The following is a 13445-nucleotide window of genomic DNA, read 5'->3' as shown; positions in this document are numbered from 1 at the left end:
GTTCGGTCATGACACTCACGATATGAGAACAGCTTTCGAAGGCGTCGGGAGAGAACGACGGCGATTCCGTTATTCGTCGGGGCGCTTCAGCGCTAACGCCGTGCGGTCGAACTCACAGACGAGTTCGTCGTCTTGATTGAACGCTTCGACGTGCATCGTGACGACGCCGCGTTCGCCGTCCGACGTCTCTCGCTTATCGGTGACGGTGGACTGCGCACGGATGGTGTCGCCGTGGAAAACGGGGTGTGGGTGTTCGACGTTATCGTACGAGAGGTTGGCGACGATAGTGCCGTCGGTGGTGTCCGGGATAGAGAGTCCGACGGCCAGCGACATCGTGTACAGACCGTTGACGAGGCGGTCGCCGAACTGCGTGTCCGCAGCAAACTCGCTGTCGAGGTGCAACGGTTGCTGGTTCATCGTCATGTCACAGAAGCGCTGGTTGTCGGATTCGGAGACGGTTCGTCGCTTCTCGTGGACGATTGTCTCGCCCACCTCGAAGTCCTCGTAGTAACGGCCGGTCATGTGCAGACTGTCTCGTCTCTCCGGAAAAACCGTGACGGTTCTCGGTCGCCCCGAAGGACGCTGCCGCATCGAAGGTGCGTCGGAGTTGGTGGTATACTTTCAAACCGCCGCCCCGAGTGGTGTTGGTATGGCACGACGAAGCCTCCTCTTCTCGCCGGGAGACCGGCCGGAGTTGATGCGTAAAGCGCCGTCCGCGGGGGCGGACGTACTCTGCTTCGACCTCGAAGACGCCGTGGTACCGTCGAAGAAAGACGATGCGCGGGCCGCCGTCAGAGACGTTCTCTCGGACCCATCGTTCGATCCGGACGCCGAGATTCTCGTCCGCGTCGCAAGCGAGACGGTTGCAGACGACTTGGACGGCGTCCTCGGTCCGGACGGCGACGTTGACGTACGGCTGGATGGAATCATGGTCTCGAAAGCGGGGTATGCCGCGGATATCCGTGAGGTAGACAACGAACTGGCTGCGCGGGGATGGACGCTGCCCGTTTTCGCCCTCATAGAAACTGCCCGTGGCGTGTTGAACGCGCCCGACATCGCCGCGGAGGGACCGACGACGGCACTCATCTTCGGCGCGGAGGACCTCGCGGCGGACATCGGAGCGACCCGTACGGAGGAAGGAACGGAGGTACTGTACGCCCGCGAACGCGTTGTCGTCGTCGCCGCCGCGGAGGAAATTGACGCCATCGACACCGTCCACACTGACTTCGAAGACGAGTCGGGCCTGCGAGAACAGACGGAGTTCGCCCGCTCGCTGGGCTACGATGGCAAGATGGCGATCCACCCAGCACAGGTGCCAGTGATCAACGACGCGTTCACGCCCTCGCCGGATCAAGTCGAATGGGCGGAAAAAGTACTCGACGCCCGTGATGAGGCCGAAACGTCGGGGGCGGGCGTCTTCCGCGTGGACGACGAGATGATTGACGCACCGCTCATCGCACAGGCGGAACGGATCCTCGAACGCGCCGGCGCGTCGGCGGACCGGTAACCCACGTTCTGCGTCCGTCGGCGCAAACGAACTCGAATCGGTTGCTCGTCCGTGAGTAAACTTTCCGAGTATTCCGTCGATTGAGCCGGCGATACGCCGTCTTTTCGGACACCAGTGATTAATGAACGTGCGGCAATGTTCTACAGTGACTCCATGAATTAATATACCATAAGGACATTAATATTTATTAGACACCACCGATTAAGACGGTCCGATGGCAGGTGTCGCCCGTCGAACGCGACGGAGTGTAGTCAGTTCGACACAACGAGTCGGACAGCGGTGTGTCCGGCAGCGGCGACGCCGCACGTCACAGCAATAGATGTCTTCGAAATCAACTGCCGTATCTACGGACGAGACAGAGACAGAAGCGGAACCCGAGTCTGCGCTGGCGACCGCTCGTCGTCAGTTAGACCGCGCCGCGGCCGAACTGACGCTCGACCCGAACATTGTCGAGCGGCTGAAGCATCCCGCGCAGGTCCACGAGGTGACGGTCCCGATTCGCCGTGACGACGGGACCCTCGAAGCGTACACCGGCTTCCGCGCCCAGCACGACAGCGTTCGCGGCCCGTACAAGGGCGGGTTGCGGTTCCACCCGGGCGTGACGCGGGAGGAATGTATCGGCCTGTCGATGTGGATGACGTGGAAGTGCGCGGTGATGGACCTCCCGTTCGGCGGAGCCAAAGGCGGCGTCGTCGTGGATCCGAAAGACCTCTCCGAAGAAGAGGTCGAGCGGCTCACTCGCCGATTCGCCCAGGAGCTCCGTGACGTGGTCGGTCCGCATACCGACATTCCCGCACCCGACATGGGAACCGACGCACAGACCATGTCGTGGTTCATGGACGCCTACTCGATGCAGGAAGGCGAAACGACGCCCGGCGTCGTCACTGGCAAGCCGCCAGTTATCGGCGGGAGTGAGGGCCGCGACGGCGCACCCGGCCGAAGTGTCGCCATCATCACCCGCGAGGCAGTCAAGTACTACGACTGGGACCTCTCGGAGACGACGGTGGCCGTCCAAGGGTTCGGGAGCGTCGGCGCGAACGCGGCACGACTCCTCGACGACTGGGGTGCAAACGTGGTCGCCGTCTCGGACGTGAACGGTGCAATCTACGACCCTGACGGACTCGACACGCGCGACGTACCGACGCACAAGGAAGAGCCTGAGGCCGTGATGACGTACGACGCGCCGCAGAAGCTGTCGAACGAGGAGATTCTCGAACTCGACGTTGACGTGCTCATTCCCGCGGCCATCGGCAACGTCATCACCGCCGACAACGCCGACGACATTCAGGCGGACGTGATCGTCGAAGGGGCGAACGGACCAACGACGTTCGCCGCCGACGAGATGCTCACGGAGCGCGGCATCCCCGTCATTCCAGACATCCTCGCCAACGCGGGCGGTGTGACCGTCTCGTACTTCGAGTGGTTGCAGGACATCAACCGCCGAGCATGGTCGCTCGAACGCGTCCACGAGGAACTCGAATCGGAGATGAACGACGCGTGGAACGCCGTGCGCGACGAAGTCGAAGCACGCGACGTGAGTTGGCGTGATGCCGCTTACATCGTCGCACTCGAACGCATCGCAGAGGCGCACGAACGACGCGGCGTCTGGCCCTGACTCGGCCAGCCGTCATCGAGCGCCGCACAGAACGTATCCGTTGACTGCGTGCGGGCGGGGATAGAAACATCCTAAGTGAGTATTATCATCATTCTATGATATTATCCCCGTCAGACTTAACCTACCTCCGGGCAGTGCCCTCAGTATGAGCGAGGAGGCGAATCCATTCGAGAGTCTGCAGGAACAGATAGACGACGCGGCGGCGTTTCTCGACGTCGAAGACGATGTCGTAGAACGGTTGAAGCATCCCGAGCGCGTCCTCGAACTCAACCTCTCGGTCGATATGGACGACGGAACGCGAAAGCGATTCAAAGCGTTCCGATCCCAGTTCAACGGCGATAGAGGGCCGTACAAGGGCGGTATTCGATACCACCCGAACGTGTCCCGCGATGAGGTGAAGGCGCTTTCGGGGTGGATGGTGTACAAGTGTGCTGTCGTTGATATCCCGTACGGCGGCGGCAAAGGCGGTATCGTCATCGACCCCCGCGAACACTCGGCCGCCGAACTCGAACGTATCACGCGGTCGTTCGCCAAGGAACTCCGCCCACTCATCGGCGAGGACCAAGACATCCCCGCACCGGACGTAAACACCGGTCAGCGGGAGATGAACTGGATCAAGGACACGTACGAGAAGCTTGAGCACAAGACGGCACCCGGCGTCGTCACCGGCAAAGCCATCTCCTCCGGCGGGAGCGAGGGCCGCGTCGAGGCGACGGGCCGCTCGACCATGCTGACCGCACGCGAAGCGTTCGACTACCTCGATAAAGACATCGAAGGCGCTACCGTCGCCGTGCAAGGGTACGGGAACGCCGGGTCCGTCGCGGCGAACCTCCTCGAAGACATCGGGGCGAACATCGTCGCCGTCTCCGACTCCAGCGGCGCAATCTACCGCGAAGGCGGATTCGACACGGCGGCCGCAAAGCAGTTCAAGCGCGAAACGGGGTCGGTCAGCGGGTACGACCAAGCCGACGAGGAGATGACGAACGAAGAGTTGCTCACGCTCGACGTCGACCTGCTCATTCCGGCGGCGCTGGAGAACGCCATCGACGGCGAACTCGCACAGGACGTGCAGGCCGATGTCGTGGTCGAAGCCGCCAACGGCCCGCTCACGCCCGAAGCGGACGACGAACTCACCGGGCGCGACGTGTACGTCTTCCCCGACATCCTCGCCAACGCGGGCGGTGTGACCGTCTCGTACTTCGAGTGGGTCCAGAACCGCCAGCGCTTCTACTGGACTGAAGAGCGCGTCAACGACGAACTCGAACGCGTCATCACCGAGGCGTTCGATAACCTCGTCGAGGCGTACGACTCACACGACCTGCCGAACTTCCGCACCGCCGCCTACGTCGTCGCTATCCAGCGCGTCGTAGACGCCTACTCGGACAACGGCAACTGGCCATAAATCTTCGCTGAAACGCATCAACCGGACGGACTACCCCGTTTTTCACACACTGCGTGATTATTTCCGCAGTACCCGCAGAAACAGTTATATAAATTTACACTAAAAATGTCATCATGTCACTTATTGGACTAATATCGGGCGTTGAGAGGAGCGAGAAGACGCTCATCGTCCACAACGCCGACGATGAGACGGTAGAGTCCGTCGCAGAGCGGTTCGCTGATCGGAACGTGCGCGTAACGGCAGCACCGTCGGACTCGGGACCTGAAGAGTACGTCGTCCTCGCAGAGGGAGACCGTGTTCTGGCCGCGACGGCGCTTTCGGAAGTTCTTCCGGACGGTGGAGAGTTACGGACCCCCGAGTTCGACGCGAAGCCGTACAAACCGATCTTAAACGAGTTGGACGAGACAATGTTCACCTCGTACGATACGAAGCGAATGGTGGCAGCGTCCCGAGAGATAGAGGACCGAGCGTGGCGCTCCAGCGGGCGACTCTACTCCGGATTTCAGCGATACTCAGACTTCGAGAAACAGATCCCTGTCTACGAACAGTTGGGAAGCAAGTCATACCTCGACGTGACCGTTCTCGCCCATCCCGACACTGACCTCCCCGACCACGACGGCACATTCGAGGTCTACCCGAGCCGAGCAAAGGAGATTCGCGACGTGTGGTTCGTCGCCTTCGATGGCGGCGGTAACGACGAGGCAAAGTGTGCGCTTCTCGCCGAAGAACGCGAACCGCACCGGTTCTACGGATTTTGGACGTACGACCCGGCGACCGTCGATTACATCTTTGACTACGTAGATGAAACCTACCTTGACGGGCGATCAGATAGACATCGAATGACTGGTCGCTGAGCAGGCACTTCTTTGTCGGACATACTGTTTCGATAGCAGATTGCCGAATAGTACCGAAACGACTCTTTCTCGATTCGAAGACGAGTGATTCAAGTCGGTCCCACCCTCCTATCCGACGATGCGTCAGGACCACCTCATCTCCGCGACTCAACTCTCGCGGGACGACGTCGAGGCGGTGCTCGACCGCGCGGCGGATATCGACGCCGACCCGGCGGCGTGGCGACAGCGGCACGCTGGGACGGTACTCGGGCTGTGCTTTTTCGAGCCAAGCACCCGCACGCGGATGAGCTTCGACACCGCGATGAAACGATTGGGCGGCAGAACCGTCGATATGGGACCGGTCGAGTCCTCGTCGGTGAAGAAAGGAGAGAGCCTCGCCGACACCGTCCGCGTCGTCGAGGGGTACGGGGATGCGATTGTCCTCCGCCACCCGCTCGAAGGTGCGGCGAAGATGGCCTCCGAGTTCGTCGATGTCCCCGTTATCAACGCGGGCGACGGCGCGGGGCAACACCCTACGCAGACCCTCCTCGACCTGTACACGATTCGGGAGAACGCTGGACTGGACGACCTCACTATCGGCATCATGGGCGACCTGAAGTACGGACGGACGGTCCACTCGCTGGCCGAGGCGCTGACGAACTTCGACGCCCGACAGCACTTCATCAGTCCCGAGAGCCTCCGTCTTCCCCGGAATGTCCGCTATGACCTGCACGGATCGGGCGCGCAGGTCCGCGAACACACCGAATTGTCCGAGGTGCTGCCGGAACTCGACGTCCTCTACGTGACGCGCATCCAGCGCGAACGCTTCCCCGACGAGAACGAGTACCGGAAAGTCGCCGGTCAGTACCAGATAGACGCCGACGATCTCTCGGACGCAAAAGACTCGCTGACGGTGATGCATCCGCTCCCGCGCGTTGATGAAATCGCCCCCGAGGTGGACGAGACAGCGCACGCGAAATACTTCGAGCAGGCACACAACGCCGTGCCGGTTCGAATGGCGCTTTTGGACATGCTCTTGGAGGACAACTGATGCGTTCCGACGTACGCGACGCGCACACCGATCTCGATGTCACCGGAGGTACCAAACGATGAGCGACAAAGAACTCCGCGTCTCAAAGATCCGCGACGGCACCGTTATCGACCACCTGACCGCCGGGCAGGCACTGAACGTCCTCGCAATTCTCGGTATCGACGGATCCGGCGGCGAAAGCGTCTCCATCGGGATGAACGTTCCCTCGGACCGCCTCGCCCGCAAGGACATCGTGAAGGTCGAAGACCGCGAGCTGAGTCAGTCAGAAGTCGATGTGCTCTCGGTCATCTCGCCGGAGGCGACAATCAACATCGTCCGCGACTACGAAGTCGTAGACAAGAAACGCGTCGAACGCCCCGACGAGGTGACGGGCGTCGTCTCCTGTCCGAACCGCAACTGCATCACGAACGCCGACGAACCGGTTGCCTCGCGGTTCGAGGTTCTCTCCGACGGCCTGCGTTGTGGGTACTGCGGAACCATCGTCCGCGAAGACGAAGTTGCGTCGAACCTCGACGCCGCCTGATTCCGACACGAAAAATCAGTCGGCGTCTCGAAGTTGTCTCCGATACAAGGGGAAATCACTTTGTACCGAAGCGTCGTACGGCCATGTATGTCCGGAAAGGCCAAACTGCTCTTCGCACTCGCACTGGTAGCTGTCATCTACGTTCTCGTCTCGGGCGGGAGCGAGCCAGTGGAAGTCGAAGTCGAAGAGTAAGACGACGACATCGAATCGCCCGCGAATTCTTCCCCGTTTTTTCGGCTCTGTGGCACAAGTGGCGACGCCGAACGAACGACTCATGGCACTCGCTCGGTAACGTCGGTGCATGTACGGCGTCGTCACGCGAAACCCCGACGAGGTGGAGTGGCCCGACTTCGACAGGGCGTTCTACGAGGTCAAAGACGTGACCGGGCGGGCGGCCGAACCGCTTCCCGAAGCGGTGAATATGGTGTCGTGTTTCGGCGACACCGCCGCCGCAAACTCAAACCCCGAACTCGTCCCCGTGGATGGTGAGGGAACCCTCGCGACACGCGATCAACGCTACTTCGACTGGGCGTACATCTGCCCGACCAACGAGGACTACCGCGAGGGGCTCCTCGAAATCGTCACGGACTGCGCCGATGAGAACCCCGACGTTCGACTGGACGACGTGGGATTCCCGCGAGACGGCTACTGTCGGTGCGACCGGTGTGAACGCCTGTTCGATGAGTGGGTCGAGGAGAACGGCGTCGATGGCGACGAAGACGACTGGTACGAGTGGCGCGCCGAAATCATCACCGAGTTCGTCGCCGAAGCGGCCGACCGAATCCCCGGCCGGACCTATCTGACGCTCTATCCCGACCCGTATCCGGGTCATCTCTACCGCCGTGCAGGACTCGATATCGAAGCGCTCGCGGAGTACGTAGACGAGTTCGTCGTGCCGCTGTACGACGTTCACTACGGGACGACCTACTGGCTGGAAACCATCGCAAAAGGCTTCCAGTCGCTCTTAGACCCGGTAGACGTGCCGTTCGCCATCGAACTGTACGCCGTTGATGCGGAGATGGACCTCGACGACCTCATCCACGCGACAGAGGTGGCCGAGTCATACGCGGAACACGTCTGCTTCGGATACGACGCCTCGAACGCGGCCGCGGCCCTCCGTCGAAAGCGCGCGGACCAGCAGGAAGGCGTCACTCACCGTCCGGACGACGAGGACGACTGACTAAGCGGGGAACGCTGGAAGCCGGTTCCAAAGCAGTCGTCAGATGACCCCCGAGAGGTACGCGATGACGACGATTCCAGTGACGAAGACGAGGAACGCGAAAGCGAACAACCCGAGGATGAGACGACGCTGTCCCGCAGTCGGTTCTGCCATAGTCGCTAGGTGGGCCGCAGACAATTTATATTGATTGACAGATAGGGCTACTGGGCACTGTCTAGTTACGCGGATTCAGTCGAGTGAGTCGTCTCGATGTCGGCCTCGGTCGTCCACTGAGTGCTTGGTCGTCTCGATACGGAGAGCGCCGTTCCCGTTCGAAACCCGTCGAACCGGTATTCTCGAATGCACCAATTCTCACAGACCGCCTCACGCGGACGAAATCCACTCGCTCCGCTTAACTAGACAGTGCCCACAGTTCTATCTGTTCATGCTACCGTTACATTCGCTACGGTAACACGTCTTAATTTTCTTGTTTCTCACGACTTCTATAACACGCTGCGAGTATGCTGGTGTACAGGGAGGTTACAGGACCCGTCGGCTCTCGAATTATCAGTCGGATAGGCCAGTAAGACAGACTGCGTCTTTAAGCACGTCGCCTGCATGGCTTTGGTGTTCGTTCGTAACAGGGCGATACAGAAGAGAGACAGTATCCGCCTCGTGGCTAACAGAAACTTGCGAAACTACCTTCGGAGAGGCGTCCCTCCGATTCGTCTCCTCGCTTCTTTCGCTGGCTTCTTTGAGGTCTGCTTGGAGTGCAGCCGCCACTTCACGTGCAGACCCATCTGTAGAAACCCGAAACCGGAGTGTGAATTCTGTTCCCGATTCCGAAACAGAACCGTATCCCTGCTTAATTGTTTCGTAGGCCTCAGAGTAGCCAGAAGCGAGACGGTTACAGTTGAATTGGAGACTGTCAAAGGTAAACCGAATCGCTGCTTGCGACGGTGTTCGTGAAAATGCATCTAGTGTGGCCCCAGTCTCTGGCTGTCCAGTGCCGTGCCAGACCCCAAGGGTATCTTCGACGACCGCTGTTGAACCAAACACAAAGACGGCGTCACCAAGTATTGCAGCGCTCGTACTACCACTTGTATATATGCGTTGGTTATGCAGGGTGTCTGAGTGAACTGTCATATTACTCTCTTTTTTTAATATGTTGGCTGGTTTGTCAGCTTGCCAATCTGCCCAGATCACTACACCACTTGCACGGGGGTCTGCTTCTGACCCGAAATAGACTATTTTCCCGACGTTCTCTACATCGATAGCAGTTTCGGACGAATTGAACATGCCTCGGACGGCCTTCGGTATCGCTTCAAACTCACGCGAACTGAGTATTTCGTAGAGTACTGACGTGGCCGTTTGTGCTGGCTCCTTACGGTCGATATTTGCCAACAGCAACGGACTACTGCCTGCTGGTGCAGTTGATGCAGTATACGCATCCGCTCCAAGTGTTGGTGTCTGGTGACTTTGATTCCACAGTAGACCGGCAACGGCACCGGCACTACCTACGGTTCCACCAAGCGCAAGCACAGCACGCCGTGACAGTTCAATTCCCGACATTACTATTCGCAGTCTGCGTAGTAACTGTAGTGTTTATCATTCACTATTTTATTCACCCAGTTCCCTTCCAGATCAAAGCTGTGGACGAAATCAATGTCGATATCTAAGAACACAATTTGCCCACTACAGGAAGGCTTATATCTTGCCCCACTAGCTACTGAAAATATTGCATTATTCTTTGCAGACGTACTTTTAGGTGTGTTTGCTTCCCATTCAAATTCTGCTCGTCCTGTAGCCTTAGTAGTTTTATCAGTAAGATCAGAACCCGGGTATGTGACGCTAGTACTGTAACCAAGATTTAACTCTGGGTTTCTATCAAGCTTGAGTGAAATCGAACCAGTATAAGTTCCCTGAACATCTGATTCTTGGCCTTCTGGGGTAGTGCCAACGATCAAGTCCTCGGTTGAAACATCATTTTTGTATTGATCCCAGTCATGGTTGATCACGCATCGCCTATTGAGCCACCCAGTCTGAACGCTCGGTGAACAGTATTCATCTCGATCATCATTGCAAATCTGTCGTCCAGGTTCCATTCGAATCTTTGTTCGAGCACTCACCCGCGAATCTTCAGAAGAACGTCTAATTCTGTTCGTGAGTTCAATATTTCCTGGACGTGTGTTAAGATCATCTGGCGGGAGTTGGAAATAAACGTCCGTTTTCCCAAACTGCTCCCAGCTACTCCAGTCGACTTCGTCGGAAGATGTGACTTGTGCTTGAGTAGTCGAGGTCGATGACTCCACCTCATTAACTCCACGCATGAGAAGTTCGTCTGCTTTTGAATGTAGCCATTTGTTAACTGATGAAGGACTTTCAGTAGCTGTGTTTGGTCTAACTCCCGTCTTATTTGTTACCTCACTGCTGGTTCCACTGTTATTGACCCGTTTGTTTGTCTCTATCTGGTTTTTATTCTCTCTGTTTACCACAACAAATTGCTCGTGGACTGTCCCCTTTTTCAGACGGATTAGGTTGTATCCAATAATACTCTCCGAGTTGAATGCCTGTTCAGCATCCAAAAATGCACGACTTCTATTTTTTGTCAGTTTGTTCAGGAATTTTTCCTTTTCTTTTTCAATTTCTTTGACGTCAATCGGTGAAGAAACCTTACCTCGTAACGTTGTGTGGGATATCGATTTTTTTGCCTTAGCTGAGTGAGACACTTCACCAATTGTTCCCATAACCAGAGCCGTAGCCCCGAGGCATTTCAGAACGCTCCGACGAGATGATTGAGGGTCTTTTTCGACCATCAACATGTTATTCTTCTAACTATTATATATATATTTTCATTTGTATTACATTTAGTTAGGTGTTATATTCGGTAGTGTTTGAACTCTATCACAGTAGGAAATCCTCCTCTCACAACTGTCTCCAGCGTCGACCCAGTTTCAGCACGGCACACCTTCAGACACCTGATCGCACTCGCAAGGGAGATTCGTTGCGTCGTCACCCGCCGCTCGATGACGAACCGCCGCCAGCGATGACGTGCATCTGCACGTCAAGTTCGAGTATTCGTGGTCGAATTGCGACCGCAACCCGATGATTACACGGGCCGTCACCGCTTTCGTCGGCGGGACACGAACACGAATGGGGAATGCCATCCCGAATTCGAACCCGATATTCGTGGGCGCCCGGGTCGGCGTAGCTCTCGTTTCGCACGCGGATGTCGCCGTCGAGCAGTTCGAACGCGAACGCCTCGTACTGCGCCCACTTGAGGACGCGCGCAGGTGGATCGAATTCTGGTAGAACAGGAGTCATGATAGCCAGCACGCAATGCGCGCAGCCCTTCGGGCACCTCGTGCTGCGGTCAATACACGTCGTGTGTCGGTTTCTGGTCAGTTGTCGTAGAGAGGAGGTCGAAGTGAGAGTGGCAGATTCTTGCCAATGTGCGACGATTGCCCCTCAGACGCTTGTAGTCGGCAAACCGGATGGATGCCGTCAGTCGCTCAACGCTTCGAGGGGATCCGCGTTGCCGAAGTTCGGATCGGGACCGTCCGTCGGCGCGGCCCATTCCGCGGCGTTCGCCAACACATCGCGGATGTCGTCGCGGTAGTAGATGGGGTACGTCTCGTGCCCTGGTCGGAAGTAGAACACCCTGCCCGATCCACGGGTGTAACAGCACCCCGACCGGAACACCTCGCCGCCTTCGAACCAACTGGTGAAGACAAGTTCGTCAGGTGCGGGTACGTCGAAGCGTTCGCCGTACATCTCCGCCTCCGGAATCTCGATCTGTTCGGGCAGACCCTCGGCGATTGGGTGTCCGGGTTCGATGACCCAGATGCGTTCGCGTTCGTCCGCCTCGCGCCACTTCAGCGAGCACGAAGTCCCCATGAGAGATTTGAACGGTTTCGAGTAGTGCGCCGAGTGGAGAACGAGAAGCCCCATTCCGTCGTGGACGCGTTCGACCACGCGTTCGACGATGTGGTCGGACACCGCATCGTGCGCGCGGTGGCCCCACCACGTCAGCACGTCAGTGTCGTCAAGAACTCCTTCCGTCAAACCGTGTTCGGGGTCGTCCAGCGTCGCCGTCCGCGTGTCGAACCCGCGCTCCTCGAATCCCTCGGCGATGGCTTCGTGGATGCCATCGGGGTACACCGCCGCGACATCGTCGCTGTCGCGTTCGTGGCGGTACTCGTTCCATACCGTAATAGAGAGGTCCGCACTCATGTCGGGTTCGACACGGAGGGCGGTCAAGTAGTCACCGTTTACTGCTCTTTTCGTCCCCAGCCGATGTTGTCCCAGAGTCGTTCCCAGAAGTAGTACAGTGCCGTCTTCGCAACTGCGGCGGAGATACCGATTTTCGCCGCTGATCCGAACTGGCCGGTGTACACGAAGGCGATACCGAACACGAGAGACGTGGCGAACAGTCGGTACGAGGCGGCCTTGAGTATCGACCGGCGGTGCGTCTCCATTGTTTATCGCACCCCTGCTCGAACGTTCGACTCGGTTCGGTACGTCGCTAGGGGAGGTCTCAAAATCGTCGGGGACATCGCTCCTCGGCAGCTACTGACGCGCACCACATAATATTTAATTAAATTTAATTAGGAGAGAGCGTTCCGTTCACAGCACTGTTCGGATGATACGCGCCTCCGCCTTCTGGAGATGTTCGGCCGCCGTACTTCTCGCACAGTCCAGTTCCGCCGCCACGTCCACGATCGTCGCCTTGCGTGGCGTCTCATAGTATCCGAGTGACATCGCGGCGAGAACGGCCTCGCGTTGGCGGGACGTGAGGGCGGCGTCGATTGTCTGCCGCGCCGTATCGTATTCCCCAACCCGTTCGACCGAGATATCAATTCCGTCGGGCACGCGCTGTAAGGTGTCGCGAAGCATCTCGGGACGTCCCATTATCTCGAAGTTCACCCCGCCAGACGCGTCGTAGGTCAGCGGCGGGAGGACGATGAGTTTGTCTCTGGTGAACGTCGCGTATAGTGTTCGCTCTATGTCTGTCGTCTCACCCAGCGTGAAACAGTAGAACCGGCCGTCATCGATTCGCGTGATGTCGAACGTCTCAATCTCGGGTGTCGCGTCTAATCCGTCCGCGACTTTCGTGGCATCTCCAACGACGTAAAACAGGAGGGCGGGTAGCTCAAAGTCCGAGAGGTTCCAGTGCAGCATCTGAACTTGTTCGACGAACGGCCGCTCCGTCATGATCGTATGAACCGGATGAATCTCCCGGTCCGCCGGTTCGACAGTCAGACGAAGGTACTTCACAGTTCGCGGTTCGACCAGCCACTTATAAAATACCGAACATCTCCCGCAGAATCGACCTCCGAACGCGGACCGATTCTC

The 13445-nt window shown here is 58.1% G+C and carries 13 protein-coding genes and 1 pseudogene; 7 read left to right on the top strand and 7 right to left on the bottom strand.

Going from position 1 to position 13445, the window contains the following annotated elements:
- Nucleotides 1-69 precede the first annotated feature (69 nt).
- Nucleotides 70-591 (bottom strand): MaoC family dehydratase, encoded by a 522-nt coding sequence (locus HBOR_RS08615; RefSeq protein ID WP_338035043.1) that lies wholly within the window; start codon nucleotides 589-591, stop codon nucleotides 70-72.
- Between the two features lie 58 nt (nucleotides 592-649).
- Between HBOR_RS08615 and HBOR_RS08610 the strand changes: the two genes are divergently transcribed.
- From HBOR_RS08610 to HBOR_RS08580, 7 genes are all read left to right on the top strand, one after another.
- The gene (locus tag HBOR_RS08610) at nucleotides 650-1507 is read left to right on the top strand and encodes an HpcH/HpaI aldolase/citrate lyase family protein (RefSeq protein WP_013440597.1); all 858 of its coding nucleotides are present in this window, start codon (nucleotides 650-652) and stop codon (nucleotides 1505-1507) included.
- A 319-nt stretch (nucleotides 1508-1826) separates the two neighbouring features.
- Nucleotides 1827-3122 (top strand): glutamate dehydrogenase GdhB, encoded by a 1296-nt coding sequence (gdhB, locus tag HBOR_RS08605; RefSeq protein WP_006054895.1) that lies wholly within the window; start codon nucleotides 1827-1829, stop codon nucleotides 3120-3122.
- Nucleotides 3123-3267: 145 nt separating this feature from the next.
- A complete protein-coding gene (locus tag HBOR_RS08600) occupies nucleotides 3268-4524 on the top strand; it encodes a Glu/Leu/Phe/Val family dehydrogenase (RefSeq protein WP_006054894.1) in 1257 nt (418 codons plus the stop codon).
- Nucleotides 4525-4637: 113 nt separating this feature from the next.
- On the top strand, nucleotides 4638-5378 hold the full coding sequence (locus HBOR_RS08595; protein ID WP_006054893.1) for a DICT sensory domain-containing protein: 741 nt from the start codon (nucleotides 4638-4640) through the stop codon (nucleotides 5376-5378).
- Between the two features lie 118 nt (nucleotides 5379-5496).
- Nucleotides 5497-6408, top strand: a complete 912-nt coding sequence (pyrB, locus tag HBOR_RS08590) for an aspartate carbamoyltransferase (protein ID WP_006054892.1) — start codon at nucleotides 5497-5499, stop codon at nucleotides 6406-6408.
- Between the two features lie 58 nt (nucleotides 6409-6466).
- Entirely contained in the window at nucleotides 6467-6931 is a 465-nt protein-coding gene (gene pyrI / locus HBOR_RS08585) for an aspartate carbamoyltransferase regulatory subunit (RefSeq protein WP_006054891.1), read from the top strand.
- A 301-nt stretch (nucleotides 6932-7232) separates the two neighbouring features.
- On the top strand, nucleotides 7233-8111 hold the full coding sequence (locus HBOR_RS08580) for an alpha-amylase family protein (RefSeq protein ID WP_006054889.1): 879 nt from the start codon (nucleotides 7233-7235) through the stop codon (nucleotides 8109-8111).
- Nucleotides 8112-8657: 546 nt separating this feature from the next.
- Here HBOR_RS08580 and HBOR_RS19705 read toward each other — a convergent pair.
- The 6 genes and pseudogenes from HBOR_RS19705 to HBOR_RS08555 all read right to left on the bottom strand — a co-directional run bounded on the left by HBOR_RS19705 (nucleotide 8658) and on the right by HBOR_RS08555 (nucleotide 13367).
- Nucleotides 8658-9662: a hypothetical protein gene (locus HBOR_RS19705; RefSeq protein ID WP_013440596.1), complete on the bottom strand. Its 1005-nt coding sequence runs from the start codon at nucleotides 9660-9662 to the stop codon at nucleotides 8658-8660.
- 2 nt (nucleotides 9663-9664) lie between these two features.
- Nucleotides 9665-10906 (bottom strand): hypothetical protein, encoded by a 1242-nt coding sequence (locus HBOR_RS19700; protein ID WP_144018704.1) that lies wholly within the window; start codon nucleotides 10904-10906, stop codon nucleotides 9665-9667.
- A 138-nt stretch (nucleotides 10907-11044) separates the two neighbouring features.
- Nucleotides 11045-11414 (bottom strand): annotated as a pseudogene (locus tag HBOR_RS08570) (SWIM zinc finger family protein).
- Between the two features lie 180 nt (nucleotides 11415-11594).
- Nucleotides 11595-12323: a ThuA domain-containing protein gene (locus HBOR_RS08565; protein WP_006054886.1), complete on the bottom strand. Its 729-nt coding sequence runs from the start codon at nucleotides 12321-12323 to the stop codon at nucleotides 11595-11597.
- A 38-nt stretch (nucleotides 12324-12361) separates the two neighbouring features.
- On the bottom strand, nucleotides 12362-12568 hold the full coding sequence (locus tag HBOR_RS08560; RefSeq protein ID WP_006054885.1) for a DUF2061 domain-containing protein: 207 nt from the start codon (nucleotides 12566-12568) through the stop codon (nucleotides 12362-12364).
- Nucleotides 12569-12716: 148 nt separating this feature from the next.
- On the bottom strand, nucleotides 12717-13367 hold the full coding sequence (locus HBOR_RS08555; protein ID WP_006054884.1) for a helix-turn-helix domain-containing protein: 651 nt from the start codon (nucleotides 13365-13367) through the stop codon (nucleotides 12717-12719).
- Nucleotides 13368-13445: the final 78 nt, after the last annotated feature.

Origin of the sequence: Halogeometricum borinquense DSM 11551 (genome assembly GCF_000172995.2) — an archaeon.
In the GTDB taxonomy this organism is placed as follows: domain Archaea; phylum Halobacteriota; class Halobacteria; order Halobacteriales; family Haloferacaceae; genus Halogeometricum; species Halogeometricum borinquense.
The sequence above is the reverse complement of the archived record's forward strand: the minus strand, read 5'-3'. Positions and strand labels throughout refer to the sequence as shown.